This is a genomic window from Streptomyces sp. CA189 (genome assembly GCF_056428985.1).
Map to the genome: position 1 here is coordinate 36,637 of NZ_JBWJVM010000046.1, position 23,888 is coordinate 60,524.

21 protein-coding genes are annotated in these 23,888 nt (G+C 72.5%); 15 read left to right on the forward strand and 6 right to left on the reverse strand.

Annotated elements, in window-relative coordinates; genetic code table 11:
• The first annotated feature begins 42 nt into the window (after nucleotides 1–42).
• From AC061S_RS28530 to AC061S_RS28540, 3 genes are all read left to right on the forward strand, one after another.
• A complete protein-coding gene (locus AC061S_RS28530; RefSeq protein WP_478688752.1) occupies nucleotides 43–813 on the forward strand; it encodes a peptidase inhibitor family I36 protein in 771 nt (256 codons plus the stop codon).
• A 2-nt stretch (nucleotides 814–815) separates the two neighbouring features.
• Complete coding sequence (locus AC061S_RS28535) at nucleotides 816–2,294, forward strand: phosphodiester glycosidase family protein (protein WP_478688753.1); 1,479 nt, start codon at nucleotides 816–818, stop codon at nucleotides 2,292–2,294.
• Between the two features lie 182 nt (nucleotides 2,295–2,476).
• Nucleotides 2,477–4,474 (forward strand): serine/threonine-protein kinase, encoded by a 1,998-nt coding sequence (locus tag AC061S_RS28540; RefSeq protein WP_478688754.1) that lies wholly within the window; start codon nucleotides 2,477–2,479, stop codon nucleotides 4,472–4,474.
• Nucleotides 4,475–4,493: 19 nt separating this feature from the next.
• Here AC061S_RS28540 and AC061S_RS28545 read toward each other — a convergent pair whose 3' ends face one another.
• Both AC061S_RS28545 and AC061S_RS28550 read right to left on the reverse strand, forming a co-directional pair.
• Nucleotides 4,494–5,162, reverse strand: a complete 669-nt coding sequence (locus tag AC061S_RS28545) for a response regulator (protein WP_478688755.1) — start codon at nucleotides 5,160–5,162, stop codon at nucleotides 4,494–4,496.
• 4 nt (nucleotides 5,163–5,166) lie between these two features.
• Entirely contained in the window at nucleotides 5,167–6,438 is a 1,272-nt protein-coding gene (locus AC061S_RS28550; protein ID WP_478688756.1) for a sensor histidine kinase, read from the reverse strand.
• Between the two features lie 184 nt (nucleotides 6,439–6,622).
• Here AC061S_RS28550 and AC061S_RS28555 point away from each other — a divergent pair, with 184 nt between their 5' ends.
• Genes AC061S_RS28555 through AC061S_RS28570 form a run of 4 tightly spaced genes read left to right on the forward strand, consistent with a single transcriptional unit; the run spans nucleotide 6,623 to nucleotide 11,250 of the window.
• Nucleotides 6,623–7,261 (forward strand): hypothetical protein, encoded by a 639-nt coding sequence (locus AC061S_RS28555; protein WP_478688757.1) that lies wholly within the window; start codon nucleotides 6,623–6,625, stop codon nucleotides 7,259–7,261.
• A gap of 8 nt (nucleotides 7,262–7,269) precedes the next feature.
• Nucleotides 7,270–7,836: a hypothetical protein gene (locus tag AC061S_RS28560; protein WP_478688758.1), complete on the forward strand. Its 567-nt coding sequence runs from the start codon at nucleotides 7,270–7,272 to the stop codon at nucleotides 7,834–7,836.
• A 38-nt stretch (nucleotides 7,837–7,874) separates the two neighbouring features.
• Entirely contained in the window at nucleotides 7,875–10,007 is a 2,133-nt protein-coding gene (locus AC061S_RS28565) for an acyl-CoA dehydrogenase (protein ID WP_478688759.1), read from the forward strand.
• Nucleotides 10,008–10,038: 31 nt separating this feature from the next.
• Nucleotides 10,039–11,250 carry a thiolase C-terminal domain-containing protein gene (locus tag AC061S_RS28570; protein WP_478688760.1) on the forward strand — a complete coding sequence of 404 codons (1,212 nt, stop codon included), beginning with the start codon at nucleotides 10,039–10,041 and terminating at the stop codon, nucleotides 11,248–11,250.
• Between the two features lie 35 nt (nucleotides 11,251–11,285).
• On the opposite strand, the gene AC061S_RS28575 is transcribed toward AC061S_RS28570, so the two are convergent.
• Nucleotides 11,286–11,798 carry a hypothetical protein gene (locus AC061S_RS28575; protein WP_478688761.1) on the reverse strand — a complete coding sequence of 171 codons (513 nt, stop codon included), beginning with the start codon at nucleotides 11,796–11,798 and terminating at the stop codon, nucleotides 11,286–11,288.
• A 103-nt stretch (nucleotides 11,799–11,901) separates the two neighbouring features.
• On the reverse strand, nucleotides 11,902–12,927 hold the full coding sequence (locus AC061S_RS28580) for an amidohydrolase family protein (protein ID WP_478688762.1): 1,026 nt from the start codon (nucleotides 12,925–12,927) through the stop codon (nucleotides 11,902–11,904).
• A gap of 183 nt (nucleotides 12,928–13,110) precedes the next feature.
• On the opposite strand from AC061S_RS28580, the gene AC061S_RS28585 reads away from it, so the two are divergent.
• Nucleotides 13,111–14,418: a cytochrome P450 family protein gene (locus AC061S_RS28585; protein WP_478688763.1), complete on the forward strand. Its 1,308-nt coding sequence runs from the start codon at nucleotides 13,111–13,113 to the stop codon at nucleotides 14,416–14,418.
• 109 nt (nucleotides 14,419–14,527) lie between these two features.
• Here the strand turns inward: AC061S_RS28585 and AC061S_RS28590 are convergent, their stop codons facing one another.
• Nucleotides 14,528–14,905, reverse strand: a complete 378-nt coding sequence (locus AC061S_RS28590) for a response regulator (RefSeq protein ID WP_478688783.1) — start codon at nucleotides 14,903–14,905, stop codon at nucleotides 14,528–14,530.
• A gap of 318 nt (nucleotides 14,906–15,223) precedes the next feature.
• On the opposite strand from AC061S_RS28590, the gene AC061S_RS28595 reads away from it, so the two are divergent.
• The 3 genes from AC061S_RS28595 (at nucleotide 15,224) to AC061S_RS28605 (ending at nucleotide 18,210) form a co-directional block, all read left to right on the forward strand.
• Nucleotides 15,224–16,096 carry a MaoC/PaaZ C-terminal domain-containing protein gene (locus AC061S_RS28595; protein WP_478688764.1) on the forward strand — a complete coding sequence of 291 codons (873 nt, stop codon included), beginning with the start codon at nucleotides 15,224–15,226 and terminating at the stop codon, nucleotides 16,094–16,096.
• 68 nt (nucleotides 16,097–16,164) lie between these two features.
• Nucleotides 16,165–17,241 carry a Zn-dependent alcohol dehydrogenase gene (locus tag AC061S_RS28600; RefSeq protein ID WP_478688765.1) on the forward strand — a complete coding sequence of 359 codons (1,077 nt, stop codon included), beginning with the start codon at nucleotides 16,165–16,167 and terminating at the stop codon, nucleotides 17,239–17,241.
• Nucleotides 17,242–17,265: 24 nt separating this feature from the next.
• A complete protein-coding gene (locus AC061S_RS28605) occupies nucleotides 17,266–18,210 on the forward strand; it encodes a 3-oxoacyl-ACP reductase (RefSeq protein ID WP_478688766.1) in 945 nt (314 codons plus the stop codon).
• A gap of 96 nt (nucleotides 18,211–18,306) precedes the next feature.
• Here the strand turns inward: AC061S_RS28605 and AC061S_RS28610 are convergent, their stop codons facing one another.
• Nucleotides 18,307–19,437, reverse strand: a complete 1,131-nt coding sequence (locus AC061S_RS28610) for a hypothetical protein (RefSeq protein WP_478688767.1) — start codon at nucleotides 19,435–19,437, stop codon at nucleotides 18,307–18,309.
• 229 nt (nucleotides 19,438–19,666) lie between these two features.
• Here AC061S_RS28610 and AC061S_RS28615 point away from each other — a divergent pair, with 229 nt between their 5' ends.
• The 4 genes from AC061S_RS28615 to AC061S_RS28630 all read left to right on the forward strand — a co-directional run bounded on the left by AC061S_RS28615 (nucleotide 19,667) and on the right by AC061S_RS28630 (nucleotide 23,747).
• Complete coding sequence (locus AC061S_RS28615; protein ID WP_478688768.1) at nucleotides 19,667–20,728, forward strand: ABC transporter substrate-binding protein; 1,062 nt, start codon at nucleotides 19,667–19,669, stop codon at nucleotides 20,726–20,728.
• A 78-nt stretch (nucleotides 20,729–20,806) separates the two neighbouring features.
• Complete coding sequence (locus AC061S_RS28620) at nucleotides 20,807–21,664, forward strand: Nif3-like dinuclear metal center hexameric protein (RefSeq protein WP_478688769.1); 858 nt, start codon at nucleotides 20,807–20,809, stop codon at nucleotides 21,662–21,664.
• Nucleotides 21,661–22,404, forward strand: a complete 744-nt coding sequence (locus AC061S_RS28625) for a zinc ribbon domain-containing protein (RefSeq protein ID WP_478688784.1) — start codon at nucleotides 21,661–21,663, stop codon at nucleotides 22,402–22,404. Before AC061S_RS28620 ends, AC061S_RS28625 begins: the two co-directional genes overlap by 4 nt.
• Nucleotides 22,404–23,747, forward strand: a complete 1,344-nt coding sequence (locus tag AC061S_RS28630) for a bifunctional RNase H/acid phosphatase (RefSeq protein WP_478688770.1) — start codon at nucleotides 22,404–22,406, stop codon at nucleotides 23,745–23,747. The genes AC061S_RS28625 and AC061S_RS28630 overlap by 1 nt, the downstream gene beginning before the upstream one ends.
• The last annotated feature ends 141 nt before the right edge of the window (nucleotides 23,748–23,888 follow it).

Sequence of the window (23,888 nt, forward strand, 5' to 3'; positions counted from 1 at the left end):
GCGCCCGAAAGGGTCCGGAAGTGAACCGCTATGGTCACGACCGTGAAGATCTTTAAGTATTCTCTACGCCGCATACCCGCGGCCGGTCTCGTGCTGGGGATCCTGGCCGCGGCTCTGGTCTGGATCCAGGCGGCACCGGCCCAGGCCGCAGGCTACGACGACTGTGGTGCTGACAGGCTCTGCCTGTACACGGGCTCGGGCGGTACCGGTACGTCGGCGCAGTTCGGTTCCACCGACACCCGGCTGAACTACACCGATGACGCTGCCCTGGCGGGCAAGACCGTCGTCTCCGTCCGTAACTCGACGACGTACTGGGCCTGCCTGTACAACGAGGACAGCTACGGGTCCCGGATCCAGGCGGTCCGGCCGGGCCACGCCGGGCTGGACATGCCGACTTACACCTCCGGCCCCCTGGACGGCACCCAGGTGGTTACGCCGTCGTCGCACAAGTTCGCGAAGTCGAAGGCCGGCTGCTACACGGGATACGAGCGCTGCAAGGCGGGGCTGCTCTGCATCTTCCGGGAGCCGAGCGGGCGGGGCATCGGCTCCGTGACGGCGCAGACCGAGGACCTCGGTAACGGGGGCAAGGGCAACAGGGACTACGGCACGACGTCGTGGGACAACAAGGTCGTGTCCGTCTCGAACCGCACGACCCAGGTCGCGTGCTTCTACAAGGACGCCGGCTACTCCGGCACGTGGACGGGCGGGTACCGGGCATTCGTCGTGCAGCCGGGTGAGGAAACCACCGTTCCGACGCTCTACGACCTCGATTTCAGCTCGCACAAGCTGGTCGCCGATGAAGGGAAGTGCTGACCATGTCGACCAACACGCGCTCTGCACGCCGCTTCGGCAACCGCTTCGCCGCCGTGGCACTCGCCTTCGGCTCGCTGTCCCTGACCCAGATGCCCGCTTTCGCGGCCGATGTCCCCGTGGGCGAGGGCGTCGGTAAGGTCAATTCCCTCATCGACAATTTCACCCCCCACGAGCTCGTGGTCGCGGACGGGATCACGAGGACGACGTATTCGAGCGACGTGGACGACCGCGTCGTCCGCGTGGTCTCCATCGATCCCGACCTGGGCGGGATCTCCCTGTCGAGCACCGTGGGCAAGTCGGTGAGCGAGCGGGAGAAGACGACCGACATGCTGAAGACCGTCGGTACGGGCACGGCGCAGCCGCAGCCGTACGTCGGCGTCAACGGCGGCTTCTCCGTGCCCAAGAAGGGGCAGGACGCGGCCTCCGCGTTGATCGAGGAAGAGCTGTCGGTCCCGACCGGGGCGACCGTTCAAGGGGATGTCGTACAAGGCGTCTCCTGTTTCAACGTGGGTGAATCCGTGGTGCTCCAGCACGGGCGTCCCTACATCTCCAAGGTGAAGACCGAGCTCCGGCTGACCGCATCGGACGGCGCTTCGCGGGAGGTCGACGCGGCCAACCGCTACGCAGGCTGGGTCCCCACGTGCAAGCAGGGTGATGACGACCGGCTGATCCCCTTCAGGACCACCACGGAGGGGGAGAGGGTCTACCTCGACGAGTCCGGCCGGGACATCCTGAACGGGAAGTACTTCTTCGAGGACGACAGCGAGATCGTCGTCTTCACCTCCGAGTACGGCGCCACGACTCCGCAGGCCAACCACTCGAACTTCGTGAAGGCGGACAACGCCGCGGGCATCGAGGTGGCCGTCAACGCCGCGGGCGTCGTCGTTGCCGTCGACAACACCTTGGGCGGCATGGCCATCCCCGCGGGCGGCAGGGTCTTCCAGGGCATCGGAAACCAGGTGGCCGGGGAGCGCGACCCCGCTCTCAACAAGGTGGACGCGGCGGGTGGCGGAGAGAAGTGGCTCCGTGAGCACGCCGTCGTCGGGTCCACCCTCTCCTACACGCAGAAGGCGACCGACGCCGTCGGCGACGTGCTGCCGCTCGACCCCGCGCACCCGTCCATCGACGTCGTGAACGGTACGTACCTCCTCATGCGCGACGGCGTGATGCAGGCCACCGAGCTGCAGAACCCCGCGAACGACCCTCGCACCGCCCTGGGCGTCGACGGCTACGGCCGTACGCTCCTCGTCACCGTCACCGGTGGGGTCCGGTCCGACCCTGTCCGTAACGGGGTGGGCATCTTCGACCTGGCGAAGATCATGCAGGATCTCGGCGCCATCGATGCGCTCAACCTCGACGGTGGTGGCTCGACCACGTTCGTCGTGGGCGGCACGGTGCACAACGTGGTGTCGGACGCCACCGGGGAACGCCGGGTCTACGACAGCGTCTACGCCGGGCACGGCGGATACGGCCTCAAGTAGGCCCGAGTTCCGAGTCCTCCGTGGAGGGCCCGGGACGAACGGCGGGGGGTGGTGCGTGGCACGAAATGCCGCGGACCACCCCCCTTCCTCATGGCGGTCGACGAACTGCCTCTACCCTTGGCCGAGTTCGGAGGGGCGGGGCCGGTCGGTCCGCCGCAGGGGATCACCGGGGGACGGGCAGCATGGGCAGCGGGACCAGCAAGGGGCAGGGTGGCGGCAGTGATGACAACGTCGACGGCGGCATAAAGCCACTCTCGGCGGGGGATCCGAGCCGGATCGGGCCGTACCTGCTGCTCGGGCGCCTCGGCGCCGGCGGGATGGGCCGGGTGTTCCTGGCCCGTTCCGAGGGCGGGCGTACGGTCGCCGTGAAGGTGGTGCACGAGGAGCACGTGGCCGACGCGCAGTTCCGGGCCCGCTTCCGCCGCGAGATCGACGCCGCCCGGAAGGTGGGCGAGCGGTACACCGCGCCCGTCCTGGACGCCGACCCCGACGCCGAACGGCCCTGGGTGGCCACCGGATACGTACCCGGACTCTCGCTGGAGCAGATCGTGCGCCGGCACGGCCCCCTGCCCGTGGACTCCGTACACGCCCTCGCGGACGGGCTGCTGCACGCGCTGAAGGACATCCACACGGCCGGGATCGTGCACCGCGACCTCAAGCCGTCGAACGTCATGCTGACCGTCGAGGGCAGCCGGGTCATCGACTTCGGGATCTCGCGCGCCCTGGAGACCTCCGTCGAATCGCTGCTCACCAGCACCGGTATGGTCGTCGGCTCGCCCGGGTTCATGTCGCCCGAGCAGGTGCGCGGCCAGCGGGCCGGGGCGAAGAGCGACGTGTTCACGCTCGGCTGTGTCCTGATGTACGCGGCCACGGGCGAGCTGCCCTTCGGGCACGGTGCCAGCAACCAGCACGCGGTGATGTTCCAGATCGTGGAGGGCGAACCGGCCCTGGAGCGGGTGGCCGACCCTTCCCTGCGCGCGCTCATCGGCCGCTGCCTGGTCAAGGGCGTCGAGGAACGGCCGGGCGTGGACGAGCTGCTGGCGGACCCGGAGCGGGTCCGCCCGGCGGTGCGCGGCGGGGCGTGGCTGCCGCCCGAGGTGGTGGAGCGGCTCGCCCGGCAGGCGGCCCGGCTGCTCGACGCGGAGGCGGTACCCGCGGTGGTGGAAGGCGGGGCCACGGGGGACGGGCAGCCCCTCGACCGGGAGACGGTCGGGCTGCGGCCGGAGGCGGGCGGGGCCGGTGGCGAGGCCGGTGCGTCCGGCGGGTCCGGCGAGCAGGTCGTCGAGGTCGTCGAGCCGGTCGGCGGGTCGGTGGCCGCGCCGGTGACCGGACCGGCCGTCGGGAGCGGTGCTGCGGAGAACGAGCGGCGCGGGGCCCGGCGGCGCTGGACCATAGCCGTGCCCGCCGTCCTGGTGCTGACCGTCGGCGGAGGCACGGTGGCCCTGCTCCAGCCGTTCGGGGGCGGTGGCGGCGGGTCGCAGGCCGCGCCCCCGGCGAGCAGTGCGCCCGTGACGCCCGGCGCGTCCTCGGGCCCCCCTTCGGCGGCGAGCGGTTCGCCCGCCGCCCCGGCCGATCCGAACCCCGAGAGTCCGCAGGCCGCCCAGAGCCCTCCCGTACCGGTGCCGGACGGCCAGGCCGCCGCTGCGGGCGCGGGCACCCCCGGCGGAGGCTCCGGCACCCCGGGCGGCAGCAGCGCGAGCCAGGGCGGCGGGGGCACCCCCGCCGGAGGCGCCGGCACCGGTACGGGCACCGCCCCGAGTGCCACCCCCGGGGGATCGGGCTCGCCGAGCGGCGGAGGCTCGCCGAGCGGTGGCGGCTCGCCCAGCGGAGGCTCGTCCGGCGGCGCCGACGCGGTCCCCGCGTACTTCGCCGGCACCTGGACCTACAAGGGGCAGTTCAACATCAACCAGCCGGGGACGGTGACCATCAGCCGGTCCGGGGCCGTCCGGCTGATCAGCGACTCCAACATGGGCCACTGCGAGAACATCGCCAAGGTGACGTCCCTGGCCTCCGGCGGGACCCGGATCAACATCGGCGCGGCAGCGGTGGACAAGTCCAAGTCCACCAGCCAGTTCTGCGGGGTCCTGGACCCCTCCTTCTTCACCAAGAGCCTGCCGGCCGGCCTCCAGCACAACGTGGGCCCCTCGCACGGCGAGGGCTACTACTACGAACGGTCCTGACGTCCGTGAAAGAACGGTGTCAGGTACCGCTCGCCAGGCCGGTCTCCCACGCCCACGCGGCGATGCCCACCCGGTTGCGCACCGCCAGCTTCGCCTGGATGTTGGCGACATGGGTCTTGGCGGTGCCCGGCGAGATGAACAGCTCGGCGCCGACCTCGGCGTTGGTCAGTCCGCGTGCGACGAGCAGGGCGATCTCGCGCTCCCGCACGGTCAGGGGGTCCTCGGCCGCGGCCTGCGGTCGGGCATCCGGTCGGGCCTGCGGCGCGGACAGGCCGCGCAGCAGCCGGACCGTGAGCTGCGGGCTGATCAGGGTGTCCCCGGCCATCGCCGCCCGTACGCCCTCGATCAGCAGGTTGGGGCCCGACCGCTTCAGCAGGAAGCCGCAGGCGCCGTTGCGCAGTGCGGTGTGCACGTAGTCGTCGAGGTCGAACGTCGTGACGACGACGACGCGGACGGGGTGTTCGGCGTTCGGGCCCGCCAGCAGCCGGGTCACTTCCAGGCCGTCCAGGCGCGGCATCCGGATGTCGGCGATCACCACGTCGGGCCGGAGCGTACGGGCGAGTTCGACCGCTGTCTCGCCGTCGGCCGCCTCCCCGACGACGGTCATGTCGGGCTGCGAGTCGAGGATGAGCCGGAAGCCGTTGCGCACGTCTTCCTGGTCGTCGGCTATCAGGATGCGGGTGGTCACGGGATCATGATGCCGTGGCGTGCGATCCGGTGGCCGGAAGTGTCGCGATCACGCGCCAGCCGTCCTGGTGCGGGCCCGAGGCGAAGGTGCCGCCGGAGGCGCGGACGCGTTCGGCCAGCGCGAGCAGTCCGCCGCCGCCCCGGGCGCCCCGGGCGCCCCGGGCGCCCCGTTCGAGGCGGGGGAGCGTGGGCAGGTGCGAAGAGCGGCCGCGGCCGCCGTCGTTGGTCACGCTGACCTCGACGGTCGTACGGTCCGTGCTGAGCGCGACGCGCACACCGGCCGCTCCCGGCGCGTGCCGGCGCACGTTGGTGAGCGCTTCCACCACGACCCGGTGGACCGTGGCGGCCCCCTCGCGGGAGAGGGCGTCGGCGACGTCCGGAGCCAGGTCGAGGCGGGCCCGGATCTGGCCCGTCTCGCTGAACCGGTCCACGACCTCGCGGAGTTGGCCAGTGCCCGGGAGGACCGTACGGGCGCCGCCGGCGGCCCCGCCTCCGGCCGGGCCGCCGCTGTCGCCGCTGTCACCGTCGGCACCGCCGTCACCGGTGTTCTCGCCGGTGTTCTCGTCGGCCGCGTGCAGCATCCGGACCGTCCGGTCGATCGATTCCAGTGCCGCGAGTCCGGCCCGCTCGATCCGTTCCAGCGCGAGGGCCGCAGCCGCCGGATCGTGCTCGGCCACGAACCGGGCCGCCTGGGCCTGCACGACGATGCCGCTCACGTCGTGGGCGACGAAGTCGTGGAGATCATGGGCGAGTTCGAGCTGCTGGGCGCGGCGTGCCGCCAGGACCGCCTGCCGGCGGCGGTCCGCCATCAGGCGGGGATAGCCGCCGATGACGGCCGAGACGACGATGGGCGCCGACCAGAAGGCCATCAGGCCGAGGCGCTCGAAGAAGGAGGCCTCCGGTACGAGCGGGACGGTCCACACGGCGACGGCCACGGCGCCGAGCCCGCCGCCCGTCAGGAGCTGCCGCCGGGGCGACCAGCGCACCGCCGCCGTCAGGAGCAGCAGCACCGCTCCTACGGCCACCATGTGCCACGCCGCTCCTTCGGCCGTTCCGTGTCCGGGCCAGGCGAACGCGGCCACCAGGAGCAGGCCGCCGGCGCCGCCGGTGGCGGCTCCGGTCCACGCGCGCGACCGCGGCAGGCAGCCGAAGGCGGCGAGGGCGATTCCGGCGGCCGCGAGAGCCGGCAGCGTCCGTACGCCCAGGAAGAGTGCGGCGGCGCAGCAGGCGGCGGCCACGACGCCGACGACCGCGCGGTCCCGGTGTGCCATGCCCATGATCTTCACCTCCACGACCTTAGGGGCTGTCCGGGCCGGCGGCCTCTGCCGAACGGCATAGAGGGTCCGCCGGGCCCCCGAGGGGATCTCCCCTTCGGCCGATGGTCCCGGACCGTCCCGGTGGCAGAGGCTGATGCCACACCGAACAGCGGCTCAACCGGCCGCCGGGATCGAGGAGTTCACCATGTCGCGCAGTGTCTCTCTCCGTACGTCCGTCGTCGGCATCACCGCACTGGCGGTCATCGGCGGCCTCGCCGTCTCCGCCTCCGCCTCTGCCTCCGCCTTCGCCTCCGTCTCGGATGGGGCGAGGAAGGCGCCGAAGGAATCGAGTCTCACCGGCTCCGCCAAGATGTACCGGGAGGACGGCCAGCAGGTCCGCTTCTCCTTCGACGCACACGGCTTCGCCCCGGCCGAGCCCGACGAGCCGGACGCCCCGGCCGGCACCTCGCGCGGCACCTTCCGGTTCAGCCACTACACCGCCGACGGCAAGCAGGGCGCGTACGCCGAAGGCCGTATCGACTGCCTGCTGACCGGCGGTCCGGTCGCGACCGCCACCGGCATCATCACGAGCTCCGACCTGCCCCCCGGTGCCGTCGGCAAGCGCGTCGGTTTCACCGTCTACGACGGGAAGGGCGACGGGAAGAAGGACCGGGTCGGCTACAGCTGGGCCGTGTCCGGCTTCGAGGGTCTGGAGGTGCCGAAGTGCCTGAGCGCCGCACCGTACGAGATCGCCGAGAGCGGCGACTTCAAGGTCGTGCACGTGCTCCCGCCGAACCCGTCTGCGAACTCCACGAACTCCGCGAACTCGGGGGACAAGGAATGAGAGCGGCCGTGGAGCGCCGACCGAGCCGCCGAGTGGTGCGGCTCGCCCAGCTCGCCGCGCTCGCCCCGCTGCCCACCGGGCTGTGGCGGATCGCCGGAGCGTGCGGAGTGCCGCTCGGCTTCTCCGGGGGCGACCCGCTGGCGGACGTCAGGTTCGGCAGCGGGTTCTCCCTCTACATGATCGGCCTGAGCGTGTTCGCCGAGGTGCTGGGATTCCTCGCCCTGGGCCTCGTGCAGCGCTGGGGCGAAGTCGCTCCGCACTGGCTGCCGCTGATCGGCGGCAGGGTCGTCCGGCCGCTCGCCGCCGTGATCCCCGCCGGTCTGGGGGCCGCCGCGCTCACCCTGCTGGGAGTCCTGGGGGCCATCGGCTGGAACGACCCGGGGAACATGGGCGCCCCCGGTTCCCCAACGGGCGTGGCGTACTGGGTGATGACGGCCTGCTACCTGCCCCTGCTGGCCTGGGGGCCGCTGCTGGCGGTCGTCACCGTGGCGTACCACCGCCGCCGACGGGCTCCCCGGCGGGCCCCTCGTCTCGGCACCGGGCGCCGTCAAATCGAGAACACGTTTCAGTTCTGACCTTCCGTCAGAATGAAACGTGTTCTACTCTGCCGCGCATGGGCATCGGAATCACACAGGAACAGCGGGAGTTGGCCGAAGCCGTGCGCGGCTGGGTCGCGCGGGCCGTGCCGCCCGAGGAGGTGCGCAAGCTCCTCGACACCCCGCCGCAGACGGGGTCGCGCCCCGCCTACTGGGACGGGCTGCTCGCCTCCGGGCTGCTGGAGCCGCACCTGGAGGGCGGGACCCTGCTCGACCTCGCCGTCGCGGTGGAAGAGGCCGCCCGGGCGGCGCTGCCCGGGGCGTACCTGCCGAGCGTGCTGGCCTCCGTACTCCTGGACCGGGCCGGGGCCGAACCCCTCGGCGGTCGGGTCGGGGCCGTGGCGCTCGGGCCCGGGGACCTGACCGCCGTGGCCGTGGAGGGCGGGTACCTCCTCGACGGGACCGCGCCGCCGGTGCTGGGCGCGGGCGAGGCCGAGCTCGTCCTGCTCGCCGCCGAGACCGCGCACGGGACCCGCTGGTTCGCCGTCGACGCCGCCGCGCTGGACGTCCGTACCCAGGACAGTGCCGACCCCACCCGGCCCACCGCCGAGGTCCGCGCCCGCGGGGTCACCGCCGGGCCGGGCGCCCTGCTGGAACTGGACGCCGCCCTCGTACGGGACCTCGCCTGCGTGCTGTTCGCCGCCGACGCCTGCGGCACCGCCGCCTGGGCGCTGCGCACCGCCGCCGAGTACGCGAAGGTGCGCGAGCAGTTCGGGCGGCCCATCGGGCAGTTCCAGGGGATCAAGCACCTGTGCGCCGACATGCTGGTGCGGGTGGAGCAGGCCCGGGCGCTCGCCTGGGACGCCGCGCAGGCCACCGAGGAGCCGGCCGAGGTGCGCTCGCTGGTGGCCGCGCTGGCCGCCGGGACGGCGCTGGACGCCGCGTACTCCTGCGCCAAGGACTGCGTCCAGGTGCTCGGCGGCATCGGCTTCACCTGGGAGCACGACGCCCACATCTACCTCCGCCGCTCCCTCGTCGCCCGCCAGCTTCTCGGCCCCGGCGACGGCCACCGGGTCCGCGCCGTGCGGCTCGCCGCCGCCGGAGCCCGGCGCGAACTGCGCCTGGAGCTGCCCGCGCGGGCCGAGACCCACCGCGCGAAGGCCCGTAGCGCCATCGCGGACGCGGCCGGGCTCGACCCCGCCACCGCCCGCCGGGTACTGGCACCCACCGGGTACGCGGCCCCCTATCTGCCGGCCCCGTACGGGCTCGGCGCCGGCCCCGTCGAACAGCTCGTCGTCCAGCAGGAACTGGCGGCCGCCGGGGTCAAGGTCGCCGACCTCGGGATCGCCACCTGGGTCGTCCCCTCGCTGCTCGCCTACGGCACCCCCGAGCAGCAGGAGCGCTACCTGCTCCCCACGCTGCGCGGGGACGTCACCTGGTGCCAGCTCTTCTCCGAGCCGGGCGCGGGCTCGGACCTCGCCTCGCTGCGGACCAAGGCGGAGCGTTCGGCCTCCGGGGACGGCTCCTGGCTGGTCAACGGGCAGAAGGTGTGGACGAGTTCCGCGCACAGCGCCGACTACGGGATCCTGCTGGCCCGCACCGACCCGGACGCCCCCAAGCACAAGGGGCTCGGCTACTTCATCGTGGACATGAAGACCCCCGGGATCGACGTCCGGCCGCTCAAGGAGATCACCGGCGAGGCCCTCTTCAACGAGGTCTACTTCGACGACGTGCCGCTGCCGCCGGACGCCCTGGTGGGCGCGGAGGACGGGGGGTGGAAGGTCGCCCGCAACACCCTCGGCAACGAACGCGTCCACATGGCCGACCAGATGACCTTCGACACCGGCCTGGAGGCGCTGCTCGCCCGCTCCGCCGAACTCGAAGGCGGGTACCGGGTGCGGATCGGAGCCCTGGCCGCCGAGGCGCACGCGCTGGCCTGCATCGGGCTGCGCACCACGCTCCAGCAGGTCTCCGGACTGGAGCCGGGCGCGGGCGCGTCCGTACGCAAGCTCGTCCAGACCCCGCACCAGCAGCGGACCGCCGAGCTCACGCTCGAACTGCTGGGCCCGGCGGGCGCGGTGAGCGAGGGAGCGGGGAAGCGGGCCGTGCACGGCATGCTCATGTCCCGCTGCCTGACCATCGCCGGGGGCACCACACAGGTCCAGCTCAACGTCGTCGCCGAGCGCATTCTCGGCCTTCCCAGGGACTGAACCGAAGGACTGAAGGGCAGTGGGGACACACATGAAGTCGTACATCGTGGGCGTCGGCATGACGAAGTTCGAGAAGCCGGAGTCGCGGGACTGGCAGTACTGGGACATGGTCAAGGAGGCCGGCGACGCGGCGCTCGCGGACGCGGGCATCGACTACGGGCTGGTCGAGCAAGTACCGGTCGGCTACTGCTTCCAGGCCTCCACGGCCGGCCAGCGGGCCGCGTACGAGCTGGGGCTGAGCGGGGTCCCCGTCTACAACGTCAACAACAACTGCGCGACGGGCTCGACGGCGCTGATGATGGCGCGGCAGTTCGTGGAGGGCGGGATCAACGACTGCGTGCTGGCGCTCGGCTTCGAGAAGATGAAGCGCGGCGCGCTGGGCGGCGGGGCGGACGGCGGGGCCCGCGGCGGAGCCGCTGATGAATCCTTCAAGGCCTCCCCGGTCGCCCGGCACTACGGGATCATGGCCGCCGGGCACGGCTTCGAGATGTCCCCGCCGACCGCGCAGATCTTCGGGAACGCGGCGCGGGAGCACATGAAGCTCTACGGGACCACGGCCGCGCAGCTGGCGGCGGTCGGGGCGAAGAACCACCGGCACTCGGCGAACAATCCGAACGCGCAGTTCCAGGACGTGTACACGGTGGAGGAGATCCTCGCGGCGAAGACGATCCACGAGCCGCTGACGAAGCTCCAGTGCTCGCCGACCTCGGACGGGGCGGCGGCGGCCGTGGTCGTATCGGAACGCTTCGTGGAGCGGCACGGGCTCGGGGACCGGGCGGTGGAGATCGTCGCCCAGTCGATGACCACGGACACGGAGGCGTCCTTCTCCTCCGGTTCCTGCATCGACGTGGTCGGCAAACCGATGACGGCGGCGGCGGGGCGGGCGGTCTTCGCGGCGTCCGGGCTCGGGATCGGGGACGTGGACGTCATCGAGCTGCACGACTGCTTCTCGATCAACGAGCTGCTGACGTACGAGGCGCTGGGCATGTGCGAGGACGGCGGCGCCGGGGAACTGGTGGAGTCGGGGGCGACGACGTACGGCGGCCGCTGGGTGGTCAACCCCTCGGGCGGCCTCATCTCCAAGGGCCATCCCCTGGGCGCGACGGGCCTGGCGCAGGCGGCGGAACTCGTCTGGCAGCTCCGCGGCCAGGCGGGCCCCCGCCAGGTCCCCGGGGCGCGGGTCGCCCTGGCGCACAACATAGGCCTGGGCGGCGCGGCGGTGGTCACCCTGCTGCGCAAATAGCTCCGCGGGCGGGCCGGCCACGGCTCACCACGGGGTCAGCCTTCGCCGGACGTCTGCCGGAGCTCGATCCTCAACGCCGCTAGGTCACGTACGCCCTGCACGATCACATGCGTCACCACCGACTTGCCGGGGGCCAGCTCGCCGTCGGCGTCCACCGTTCCCTCCCACAGCGAGTGCGCCCCCTCGCCGCGTGCGGAGTACACGCTCAGGCGCATCTCGACGCGCCGCTGCGCATCCCCGGGGTTGGTGAGGACGACGGGGATCTTCGCCAGGCGCATGTCCTTGTCCTCCCACACCGCCGCGTGGGCGGTGGCGACCGCGTCGCCGCCTTCGCGGCCGGTGGCGACGTCGGGCCCGAGGTCGGCGCGCTGCGCAGCGGTGAGGACGTCACCGACGGGCCGCTCGGCGGGGGCCGCGGTGGCAACCGCGGCGGGGTCGCCGAGTTCGGCTTCCATGCTTTCGGCGAACGTCACCCCGCCCCACACCGTGCCGCCCGCGATCAGGCCCCCGATGAGCAGAACCGCTCCCACGCGTATGTAACGGGCCACGATCAGCCTTCCATTCTCTTGTCGAGGACCGGTCGTTGCTCTGCGCTGACCGCCGTGTGGATCCTAGACTCCGCAGAGAACCGGGTTCCGGCCGAGTCGCTGTTCAGACGCGCGCCGGGCTCAGCGGAGCCAGGCTCGGCATCAAGCGCAGCGCGTTGTCCCGGTTGACCGCCCGACGGTGAGCCGGTGTCAGCGCGGGGTCGTCCGCCAGCGCCGGCAGGGCGATGTCCGTGACCATCGCCGCCGGGCACGCCGGCCAGTCGCTGCCGAAGAGGATGCGGTCGGGGTCCGCCATCGCCAGCAGGGTGCCCGCAGGGGACATGGGCCCGGCCGTGTCGTAGTAGAAGCGGCGCAGGTGGTCCCGGACCATCGCCGGCTCCACGGGCGGAGTGAGCGCGCCCGCGAAGGCCTGTACGCGGGTGGCGATGTGCGGGAGGAAGCCGCCCGCGTGCGGCAGGATCACCGACAGGTTCGGGAACCGGTCCAGGGTGCCCTTGTGGATCATGTTCAGCGCGGCCCGCGTCGTGTCCAGGAGGAAGTCGCACAGGAAGTGCGGGATCCCCGGAACGGCCACCGCCCCCGGGCCTCCGCCCGCGCCCCCGCCGGGCAGCGGCAGGTTGTGCGGATGGGTGTCCACGACGGCGGACCGCTCGTCGAGCTCGGCGAAGAGGGGGTCGTAGGAGGGATCGCCCAGGTAGACGCCCCCGTAGTTCGCCGTCACGTTCACCCCCACCGCCCCCAGCTCGTCGAGCCCGCGCCGCAGCGCCCAGCGCGAGACCTCCGGGTCGTCGAGGAACAGCGGGGCGTGGAACGCGAAGCGGCCCGGATGCGCGTCCGCCACCTCCGCCGCCGCCCGCAGGGTGACGGCCGTGGCTTCGCGGAGCTGCGCGGAGGTCGCGTAGCGCGCCGGCAGCATCGGCTTGAGGACGGCGGTGGCGATGCCGGCCCGGTCCATCAGGTCCAGGGCCGCCGCGGAATCCCAGCGCGCCCACGGCGGAAGGGCCTTCCGGTTCACCAGGCCCTGGCCCTCGGCCCACTCCAACCACTCCGGGGCGCAGAAGTGGTGGTGGACGTCGATCCGGTGGCGACTGCCGTCGTCCGGCGGGGTGAGGTCTGCGATGTCCGGCATGGGGGGACCCTACGGCCGTCCCGCGCGGGTGTTCGCGGGACAGGACGGGGACCCGGCCGATCCGCTCGGGCGGGCGTAGTTTCGGGCCCGAACGGGGTAATCCGTGTTTTTCGGCGTTTTTCGGCCCCCGGGCAGAGGGAGTGAGGTGGCTGGACAGTCGAGCCCCACGAGAGGTCTGAGCCCGTGACGACCGAACCCGCAGTGGCAGTGAGTGACGGCCTCCCGGTCGACAAAGCCGTGGCAGCCGTGTCCATGGGCACGCCGGAGTACCGGACGTGCCCTTATCCGGTCTACCAGTCACTGCGCGAGCAGGCCCCCGTCGCCCGGTTGACGACGCGGAACGGGGTGGCGACGTACCTGATCACCCGGTACGACGATGCCCTGCAGGTGCTTTCCGATCCGCGCATCGGAAAGGACATGCACGAGCGCCCCGACCTCTACCACGCCGTCTTCGGGGACACGTGCGAGGCGCTCGACGACAACCTGCTCTTCGCCGACGGCGCCCGGCACACCCGGCTGCGCCAGATCGCCAACAAGGCCTTCACACCGCGCCACGTCAAAGACCTGCGCCCGCGCATCCAGGAGATCGCCGACGAACTGCTGGACCGGTGCCCGACGGACTCTCCCGTCGACCTGATGGCGTCGTTCGCCCTTCCGCTTCCCGTGATGGTCATCTGCGAACTGCTCGGAATCGTCGGCGACGAGCGCACGGACGTCCTGAAGTGGTTCGGCAACGTGACGCGCGCCCGGTTCAGCAAGGACATGGCGAGTGACCTGGCCGCGGCCGAGAACTGGCTGCGGACCTACTTCACCGGCCTCATCGCCCGCGAACGCGCGCGCCCCTCGGAGGACTTCCTCAGTGTGCTGATCGAGGCACAGCACGACGGGGGGTCCCTGACCGACGACGAACTCGTGTCGATGATCTGGGTGCTGCTCTTCGCCGGGCACAAGACCACCACCTACCAGATCGGGAACGCCGTCTTCGACCTGCTGACGCACCCCGATCAGCTCCACCTCCTTCAGGAGGACCGGGAACTCCTGCCCCACGCGATCGATGAGCTCGTCCGGTTCGAAGGCTCGGTGGAGACCTCCACGTTCCGGTACGCCATCGAGGACATGGAGATCGGGGGAACCCCCATCCCCAAGGGTTCTCTCGTGCAGATCGCGATCGCCTCGGCGAACCGCGATCCGGAGAAGTTCCCCGCACCGGACACCCTGGACGTGACGCGGGAGGGACTGCAGAGCACCCACCTCGGCTTCGGCCACGGACCCCACTACTGCCTCGGCGCCCCGCTCGCCCGCATGGAGCTGGAGACCGCTCTGACGACCCTGTTCGACCGGTTCCCCGACATGGTCCTGGCGACGCGGGGGGCGGGCGAGGAGGAGTGGCTCAAGGGGCCCTTCCCCGCGTTCCGCGGGCTGGAGCGGCTTCCGATCGCGCTGGACCCGTCGCGGACGGTCGACGACTGGACGGCACCCGCCTCCGGCTGAGTACGCCCTCCACGCGCTCCACACCCTCCACGCGCACACGACCCCGCCCGCCCCGCGGATCCTCCGGAAGGACCCGCGGGGCGGGCGCATGTCCGGCAGGCGGCAGGGCCTACGAGGCCTGCGGCGCCTGTGGGGCCGCCAGCGCCGGGTCGACCACCGACTCCCCCCGGGAGGCGCGGCGGATGCCGTCCGCGAGGTCCTCGACGGGGCCGTCCCGCAGCACCAGACCCGCCGCGCCGGCGGCGAGCGCGGCCTCCGGCAGGCCCGGATGGGCGGAGCCCGTCATCACCAGGATCCGGCATTCCGGATCATCCGCCAGGAGCACGGGGACGCGGTCCACCGACTCCGTCAGCGCCACCGCCGGGCGGGCGAGCGCCGAAGTCACGACCTCGATGTCCGGCTGGAGGCCGAGGAGGACCGCCAGGGCCGGGTTGGGCGGGTCCAGGAGCACCCGCAGGGATCGGGCGGGGGGCAGGGAAACGGGCATCTCATCCACCCGGCCAGGGTAGGGGCGAAGGGCCGCCTGCCCGCGCAACGCGCCGCGGACGAAGTGAGCCTGACGGGGAGTCAGGACTCTTCCCAAGTGCTGGGGCGTGCGTTATACATTCCCTCACCGGCAACCTAGAACGCGTTCTAGGCGCCGGTCCCGCATACGACCTCGGTGCGGCCGACGGTGCGGACGGCCGCGCCGAGGTCTTCCAAGGCGCCGCGCTTCCGCAGTCGGTGCCGTACGGCCGGTTCACGACCGGTGCCACACAGCCGGTGCCCCAAAGACGGTGTTTCCAACACAGGGAGCAGCACGCCCATGCCGATCGATGCCGCCAAGGCCCTCGCCGCCGAACCCCGCCAGGGGAACATCGCCTGGGACCACAAGGACATCCAGCTCTACCACCTCGGACTCGGCGCGGGGACCTCCCCGAACAACCCCGGGGCCGCCACCGACCCGGACGAGCTGCGCTACACCCTGGAGTCCAAGCTCCACGTGCTCCCCAGCTTCGCGACCGTCGCCGGCGCCGGCATGGCCATGATGGGCGGCCTCGCCGCCCCGGGCATCGAGGTCAACCTCGCCAACGTGCTCCACGGCAGCCAGTCCATCGAGCTGCACCGGCCCATCCCGGTCAAGGGGCAGGCCGCCTCCACCGCCAAGGTCGCCGCGGTCTACGACAAGGGCAAGGCCGCCGTGATCGTCCTGCGCACCGAGGTCGCGGACGCCGACGGGCCGCTGTGGACCTCCGACGCGTCGATCTTCGTGCGCGGCGAAGGCGGCTTCGGCGGCGACCGCGGCCCCTCCGTCAAGGCCGAGCAGCCCGAGCGGGCGCCCGACCGGATCGAGGAGCGGAAGATCCGCGAGGAGCAGGCGCTGCTGTACCGCCTCTCCGGAGACTGGAACCCGCTCCACGCGGACCCCGAGTTCGCCAAGATGGCCGGCTTCGACCAGCCGATCCTGCACGGCCTGTGCTCGTACGGCATGACCCTGAAGGCCGTGGTCGACACCGTCCTGGACGGCGACGTGTCCCGCGTTCGCTCCTACCGCACCCGCTTCGCCGGGATCGTCTTCCCCGGCGAGACCCTGCGGATCCGGATGTGGCAGGAGCCCGGCCGGGTCCTCGTCACGGTGAGCGCCGCCGACCGGGACGACGCCCCGGTCCTCGCCGACACCGTCGTCGAACACGGCTGAGCCGGACGCAGTAGCCGGAGCAGCCGAAGCACGCGAGAAACCCGCACACCCACAGAAGGAGCCGCACCGTGCGCGCAGCACTCCAGAGCGAGATAGGCCAGGACAAGCTCGAAGTCGTCGAGGACATGCAGGCCGTGGGCTTCGGCCCCGGCAAGGTCAAGATCCGCATCAAGGCCACCGGCCTGTGCCACTCCGACCTCTCCGCGATGAGCGGCGTCCTCCCGCAGCCCGCCCCCTTCATCCCGGGCCACGAGGGCTCCGGCGTGATCACCGACGTGGGCGACGGCGTCACCAGCCACAAGATCGGCGACCGGGTCCTGGTCTGCTGGCTCCCGCCCTGCGGCCACTGTCCCTCCTGCCGGCGCGGCCAGGGCCACCTGTGCCTGGAGGCCTTCGGCAACGTGGCCACCCCCAACTTCCAGCGCGGCGACAGCAGCATCTTCGGCTTCGCGGGCACCGGCACCTTCGCCGAGGAGATGGTGGTCCCGGCGGGCTGCGCCGTACCCATCCCCGACGACGTGCCCTTCGACATCGCCGCCCTGATCGGCTGCGGAGTCACCACCGGACTCGGCGCGGCCATCAACACCGCCAAGGTGGAGGCCGGTTCCTCGGTCGCCGTCATCGGCTGCGGCGGCGTCGGCATCTCCGTCATCCAGGGCGCCAAGGTGCAGGGCGCGGCCCAGATCATCGCCGTCGACCCGGTCGCCTCCCGGCGCGAGGCCGCACTGCGCTTCGGCGCCACCGAGGCGGTCTCCCCGGAGGAGTTCGCCGACGCCAAGAACCGCATCACCGCGGGCGAGGGCTTCGACTACGTCTTCGAGGTCGTCGGCAAGTCCGCGACCACGAAGACCGCCTACGACATGACCCGCCGCGGCGGCTCCGTCGTCGTGGTCGGCGCGGGCGCCCTCGACGACAACTACTCGATCAACATGTTCTCCCTCTTCTTCGACGAGAAGAAGATCCTGCCGTCGATGTACGGCGGCGGCGACGTGCTCCGCTCCTACGAGCGCACCATCGCGCTGTGGCGGGCCGGCCGGGTGGACCTGGCGGGCCTGATCACGCACCGCGTGCAGCTCGCCGAGATCAACGACGCGCTCGACCAGATGCGTACGGGCGTGGCCCTGCGCACCTGCATCGAACTCTGACCCGTTTCGAGAGGAACCGTACGGATGTCACTGCCACTTGAGGGACTCGTCGCCATCGTCACCGGGGCGGGCCGCGGCCTCGGCCGGTCCGAGGCGATCGAACTCGCCCGGCTCGGCGCGAGCGTGGTCGTCAACGACTTCGGGCAGCCCGGCCGCGACGGCTCCGGCGAGGCCTCGGCCGCCCCGGCGGAGGAGGTCGCGACGGAGATCCGGGCCGCGGGCGGACAGGCGGTGGCGCACCTGGGCGACGTGGCCGACTTTGAGCAGGCGCGCGAGCTGGTCGAGCTTGCGGTGAACAGCTTCGGCAAGCTCGACATCCTGGTCAACAACGCGGGCATCCTGCGCGACCGGATGGTCTTCTCGATGTCGGAGCCGGAGTGGGACTCGGTCATCCGGGTCCACCTCAAGGGCCACTTCAACACGACCCACTTCGCCTCCGTGCACTGGCGCGAACGCTCCAAGGCGGCCGGCGGACCGGTCTACGGCCGGATCATCAACACTTCCTCCGAGGCCTTCCTCGGCGGCTCCGCCGGCCAGCCCAACTACGCGGCGGCCAAGGGCGGCATCGTGGGCCTGACCACGTCCACCGCCCTGGCGCTCGCCAAGTACGGGGTGACGGCCAACGCCATCTGCCCGCGCGCCCGGACCCGGATGACCGAGGACGTCTTCGCGGGCTTCCAGGTCCCGGAGGAGGGCAAGCTCGACGCCCTCGCCCCCGAGCACGTCTCCCCGCTGGTCGGCTACCTGGCCTCACCGGCCTCGGCGAAGGCCAACGGACAGCTGTTCGTCGTCCACGGCGGCATCGTGGTCGTCATGGAGCGCCCGAAGGTGGCGGCGAAGTTCGACACCACCAAGGAGTCCTTCTCCTACGAGGAGCTCGACGAAGTCCTCACCCCGCACTACGACTCCCGCCCGCCGAACGAGACCTTCGCGGCGGCCGAAGTCCTCGGCCTCAAGCACGACGGCTGACGGCTGCAACGGATACAACGGATACGCCAGTACGCCAGTACGCCAGTACGCGAGCGCCGGGCCCGGGGTGTCGAACCCCGGGCCCGGCGTCGTCGCTCACCCCAGCGGGGCCTGCTGCAACGGGATCGGTCGGGCGGGTGCGGGCGGGAGGGGGATGGGGTCCAGGCGGATGGGCGGGGGCGGGGCGACCGGGAGGGTCATGCCCAGGAGGCCGCACGGCACTTCGGGGGTGGCGTACGGGAGGTGCAGGCGGCCCTCCGGGGTCCAGCGGCCCGTCGCGCCGAGCCAGCCGGCCGGGGCGCCGAGCCGGAACACGTGCCGGTCGGCGGGGCGCCACAGGGCCAGCCCGGCCACGGAGCCGCCGTAGCCGTCGCCGGCCTCGTCCACCCGCAGGGCCACCCCGCAGCTCTCCGGCATCAGCACCTGCCCCGGCTGCACCGCGAACGGCGTCGCCGTGGCCCCGACGGCCCGCAGGCACTCCGGGAAGCGGACCGGGCGGGCACTGCCCAGGACCCCCCAGCCGAGCCGGGGTTCGCCCGGCGCGTCCGAGCGGATCAGCAGCAGCCCGCTGTCGGGATCGGCCAGGAGCAGCCGGTCGTTGCTGGCCTCCGCGATCTGGAGCAGCGGCGAGATCTCCCCGGCCCGCCGCAGGTCCACGGCCACGGCCTTGGTCACCGGTCCGTCCGGGCCGTCCAGTTCGCGGTCCAGCGCCAGCAGCCGGCCGGTCCGGTCCAGCCAGACCCCGCCCGAGCAGCGCCCCGGGATCCGGGCGACGCGCTCCGGCCCGAAGGGGACACCGGCCACCTGCCACACCGTGGTCGAGGCGGCCCCCACGGCCAGGGCGAAGGCCCCGTGCCCGTCCGGTGACGGGGGCAGCAGGGTGACCCGTACGCCGTCGACCGCCGGGATCGCACCGAGCTGCAGCTCTCCGGTCCGGGGCCCGGCGCCCGCCTCGCCGCCGCCCGTCGGGTACAGCAGGGCGAAGGCGTGCCGCTCCGCCACCCGACGGTGGATCAGCACCCGCCCGTCGGCCAGCGGCAGCACCTCGCTGTCGGCCTCCTCGGGCTGCGCTAGGGGCAGGGGCACCGCGTACGGCTCGGGCCCGGTCAGCGTCCAGCGCTCCGGATAACGGGCCTCCCCGTCCCCGGCCAGCCGGGCGGCGTAGGACCCGTCCGCGGCGATGGTGAACGGGGTCGCGCTGGTCTTCTCGATGGCACACACAGTCATTGCGGTTACCTCCGCCGAGGAACGTAGTGATCGCGCTTCCCCCTGGACAACGCGACAATCGCCGCTTCACACATACGGGTGGCGGGGCGGCGATTCGGCTGTGAAGGAGGAGGCGATTGTGCTGTGCGATATCGGGGCGTTTAGGGTGAGGGGCCTGGTTAGGCACACCTAACCCGCTTGTGCAGATCTTTCAGTCTTTCGCCCGCTCCCCACCCTCAGGAGACGTCCCATGCCCCTCCGACGCCGCACGCCCCGAGGTGGCTCCGTCGCCGCCGTCGCCCTGGCCGCTGCCGCCGCACTCGTCCTCACCGCCTGCGGAGGCCAGGACGACAAGGCCGCGACGCCGGGCAAGGAGGCCCCGGCCGGAGGCACCGAGAAGAAGGCCGCCGCCCAGGGCGGCAAGGACTTCTCCGACGCGGCGAAGAAGACGGCGGCCTTCGGGACCACCGCGGCCGCGGGGCAGTTCCCGCGCACGGTCACCCACGCCATGGGCTCCACCGAGATCGAGGCCGCGCCCAAGCGGGTCGTCGTCCTCGACGTCGGCGAGCTCGACAACGTCGTCTCCCTCGGCATGCGGCCCGTCGGCTACGCGCCCACCGAGGGCGACGAGGGCATCCCCGGCTACCTGAAGAAGGACGCCGGAGAGCCCAAGTCCGTCGGAACCATCAACAACCTCAACCTCGAAGCGATCAACGCCCTCAAGCCCGACCTGATCCTCGGCAGCCAGCTCCGCTCCGCGGACAAGTACGACGCGCTCTCGAAGATCGCCCCGACCGTCTTCTCCATCCGCCCCGGCTTCCCGTGGAAGGAGAACTACCTCCTCAACGCCGCCGCCCTCGACAAGACGGCCGAGGCCAGGGCGAAGCTCGACGCCTACCAGGCCAAGGCGGCGAAGCTCGGCGAGGACCTCGGCGAGAAGAAGCCGACCGTCACGATGCTGCGCTACATGCCGGGCAAGACCCGGCTCTACGCCGGCGCCTCCTTCATCGGCACGATCCTGAAGGACTCCGGCATCCCGCGCCCGCAGAACCAGCAGGCCGAGGACCTCGCGGTGGAGATCAGCCCGGAGCGCATGGACGAGGCCGCCGCCGACTGGATCTTCACCGGCGTCTACGGGGCCAAGGACAAGACCAAGCGCGACTCCGCCGAGGCCAACCCGCTGTGGAAGGGCCTGGAGGCCGTGAAGCAGGGCCGGGCCAAGGACGTCCCGGACGAGACCTGGTACCTGGGCCTCGGCGTGACCGCCGCCGACAAGGTCCTGGACGACCTGCGCACGTTCCTGGTCAAGTAAGCGCGGAGCGCGCGGGCCGGGGCGCCGCGACCGCCTCGCGGCGGAGTCGCCGGTCGCCACGGACGGTAGCCTTGGCCTGTGCCCCGTCTCTCTGAAGTCATCGCCGCGCTGGACGCTCTGTGGCCCCCCTCGCGGGCCGAGGAGTGGGACGCCGTCGGCACGGTCTGCGGCGACCCCGACGCCGAGGTCTCCCGGGTGCTGTTCGCCGTCGACCCCGTCCAGGAGATCGTCGACGAAGCGGTGAAGCTGGGTGCCGACCTGCTCGTCACCCACCACCCCCTCTACCTGCGGGGCACCACCACCGTCTCCGCCGGCACCTTCAAGGGCCGGGCCGTGCACACGCTGATCAAGAACGACATCGCGCTGCACGTCGCCCACACCAACGCCGACACCGCCGACCCGGGCGTCTCCGACGCCCTCGCCGGCGCCCTCGACCTGCGCGTCACCGGCCCGCTGGTCCCCGACCCGAGCGACCCCGCCGGCCGCCGGGGCCTCGGCCGCCTCTGCGAGCTGGACCGCCCCGAGACGCTGCGCGAGTTCACCGCGCGCGTCGCCGCCTGGCTCCAGCCGACCGCGCAGGGCATCCGGGTGGCCGGCGACCCCGACGCGATGATCCGTACCGTCGCGGTCAGCGGCGGCTCCGGCGACAGCCTCTTCGCGCAGGTCCGGGCCGCCGGTGCCGACGCGTACGTCACCGCCGACCTGCGCCACCACCCGGTGTCCGAGGCCCGCGAGCAGAGTCCGCTCGCCCTCGTCGACGCCGCCCACTGGGCCACCGAATGGCCCTGGTGCGAGCAGGCCGCGGCCCAGCTCGACGCCATCTCCGAGCGCAACGGCTGGGGTCTGCGGACCCACGTCTCGCGCACGGCCACCGACCCGTGGACGGCGCACGCGCCGTCCGTGACATCCCCTTCTCACCCTGGAGCCCCCAACTGAACGCCGAGCCCGCCGACCAGATCCGACTTCTCGACGTCCAGGCCCTGGACGTCCGGCTGTCTCAGCTGACCCACAAGCGCAAGATGCTGCCCGAGCACGCCGAGGTCGACTCGCTGACCAGCGACCTGGCCCAGCAGCGCGACTTCCTCGTCGCCGCCCAGACGCAGGCCACCGACGCCGCCCGCGAGCAGACCAAGGCCGAGCAGGACGTGGACCAGGTGCGCCAGCGCGCCGCCCGCGACCAGGCCCGCCTGGACACCGGCGTCGGCATCTCCGCCCGCGACCTGGCCAACCTGCAGAGCGAGGTCGTCTCCCTCGCCAAGCGCCAGGGTGACCTGGAGGACGTGGTCCTGGAGGTCATGGAGCGCCTGGAGGGTGCGCAGGAGCGCGTCACCGAGCTCACCGACCGGGTCGCCTCCCTGGAGGCCAAGCTCGTCGACGCCACCGCGCGCCGCGACGCCGCCACCGGCGAGATCGACGCCGAGGTCGCCGGCATCGCCAAGGACCGCGAAGTCATCGTCACCACGATGCCGGCCGCGCTGATCGCCCTGTACGAGAAGATCCGCGTGAAGCAGGGCGGCGTCGGCGCCGCCCGCCTGTCGCAGCGCCGCTGCGAGGGCTGCCGCCTGGAGCTCGACCTCGCCGAGGTCAACGAGATCAAGGCCGCCGCCCGCGACCAGGTCGTCCGGCACGAGAGCTGCGGCCGCATCCTGGTCCGCATGGCCGACGCGGGCATCTGATGCCGCGGTTCGTTGTGGAAGCCGACGGCGGCTCCCGGGGCAACCCGGGGCCCGCCGGCTACGGCTCCGTCGTCCTCGACCCGGTGACGGGCGAGACGCTGGCCGAGCGCGCGGAGTACATCGGCGTCGCGACGAACAACGTGGCCGAGTACAAGGGCCTCATCGCCGGGCTGAAGGCCGCCCGCGAGCTGGACCCGGACGCGGTGGTCCTCGTACGCATGGACTCCAAGCTCGTCGTCGAGCAGATGTCGGGGCGCTGGAAGATCAAGCACCCGGACATGAAGCCGCTCGCGGCGGAGGCGGCGAAGGCCATGCCGCGCGCGCAGGTGACGTACGAGTGGATCCCGCGGGAGAAGAACAAGCACGCGGACCGGCTCGCGAACGAGGCGATGGACGCGGGCAAGCGCGGCAAGCAGTGGGAGCCGTCCCACTCGTCGGCCGCCCTGGACGCGCCGGCGTCCCCGCAGGGCCCTCCGGGTGACGCGGCGAAGGGTGCCGCGGCCGTCCGGGCCGCGCTGGCCTCCGGCGGTGGTACGCGGACCCGTGCGGGCGCTGCTGCGGGCGGGACGACCGGCTCCGCACCGGCCGGCGCCGACACCCTGTTCGGGGACCCGGCGGAACTCCCGGCCCAGGCCCCGGCTTCCGGGCGGGACCTGGCCGACACGGCCACCGGCGCCACTCCCGCCCCCGCGGCGGGACAGGGCTGGGGCCCCGACATGGGGACCCCCGCCACCTTCGTGCTGCTGCGCCACGGAGAGACCGCGCTGACCCCGCAGAAGCGGTTCTCCGGCAGCGGCGGCAGCGACCCGGAGCTCTCCGAGGCGGGCCGCCGCCAGGCCGCCGCGGTCGCGGAGTCGCTGGCGGCCCGCGGCACCGTGCAGACGGTGATCAGCTCCCCGCTGCGGCGCTGCCGGGAGACCGCGCAGGCCGTCGCCGACCGGCTCGGGCTCACCGTCACCGTCGAAGAGGGGCTGCGCGAGGTCGACTTCGGGGCCTGGGAGGGGCTGACCTTCGCGGAGGCGCGCGAGCGCTACCCGGAGGACCTCCAGGCGTGGCTGGACTCCCCGAGGGCCGCCCCCACGGGCGGCGGCGAGAGCTTCGCCTCGGCCACCCGCCGCATCTCGGCGACCAGGGACCGGCTGCTCGCCGAGCACGCGGGCCGCACGGTCCTGCTGGTCTCGCACGTGACCCCGGTCAAGATCCTGGTCCGGCTGGCGCTGGGCGCCCCGCCGGAGGCCCTGTTCCGCATGGAGCTGTCGGCGGCCTCCCTGTCGGCGGTCGCCTACTACGCCGACGGCAACGCCTCGGTCCGCCTCCTGAACGACACGTCCCACCTGCGCTGAGCCACCGCGTCCGGCCGCACGACGAGGCCCCCCGCCCTGACCGGGCGGGGGGGCCTTCCCGTAAATCCCCGAGCCGCGGTGCGCCGCCGTTTGGTAGAACGGTGTCACGTGAGGACAGGAGGAGGGGCCGCCCGTGCAGCT

Excerpts from the sequence above, each read along its gene's own strand:
- AC061S_RS28535 (WP_478688753.1), top strand. The coding sequence starts at position 816 with ATGTCGACCAACACGCGCTCTGCACGCCGCTTCGGCAACCGCTTCGCC.
- AC061S_RS28605 (WP_478688766.1), top strand. The coding sequence starts at position 17,266 with ATGTCACTGCCACTTGAGGGACTCGTCGCCATCGTCACCGGGGCGGGC.
- AC061S_RS28630 (WP_478688770.1), top strand. The coding sequence starts at position 22,404 with ATGCCGCGGTTCGTTGTGGAAGCCGACGGCGGCTCCCGGGGCAACCCG.
- AC061S_RS28550 (WP_478688756.1), bottom strand. The coding sequence starts at position 6,438 with ATGGGCATGGCACACCGGGACCGCGCGGTCGTCGGCGTCGTGGCCGCC.
- AC061S_RS28615 (WP_478688768.1), top strand. The coding sequence starts at position 19,667 with ATGCCCCTCCGACGCCGCACGCCCCGAGGTGGCTCCGTCGCCGCCGTC.
- AC061S_RS28570 (WP_478688760.1), top strand. The coding sequence starts at position 10,039 with ATGAAGTCGTACATCGTGGGCGTCGGCATGACGAAGTTCGAGAAGCCG.
- AC061S_RS28610 (WP_478688767.1), bottom strand. The coding sequence starts at position 19,437 with ATGACTGTGTGTGCCATCGAGAAGACCAGCGCGACCCCGTTCACCATC.
- AC061S_RS28540 (WP_478688754.1), top strand. The coding sequence starts at position 2,477 with ATGGGCAGCGGGACCAGCAAGGGGCAGGGTGGCGGCAGTGATGACAAC.
- AC061S_RS28590 (WP_478688783.1), bottom strand. The coding sequence starts at position 14,905 with ATGCCCGTTTCCCTGCCCCCCGCCCGATCCCTGCGGGTGCTCCTGGAC.
- AC061S_RS28565 (WP_478688759.1), top strand. The coding sequence starts at position 7,875 with ATGGGCATCGGAATCACACAGGAACAGCGGGAGTTGGCCGAAGCCGTG.
- AC061S_RS28595 (WP_478688764.1), top strand. The coding sequence starts at position 15,224 with ATGCCGATCGATGCCGCCAAGGCCCTCGCCGCCGAACCCCGCCAGGGG.
- AC061S_RS28580 (WP_478688762.1), bottom strand. The coding sequence starts at position 12,927 with ATGCCGGACATCGCAGACCTCACCCCGCCGGACGACGGCAGTCGCCAC.
- AC061S_RS28555 (WP_478688757.1), top strand. The coding sequence starts at position 6,623 with ATGTCGCGCAGTGTCTCTCTCCGTACGTCCGTCGTCGGCATCACCGCA.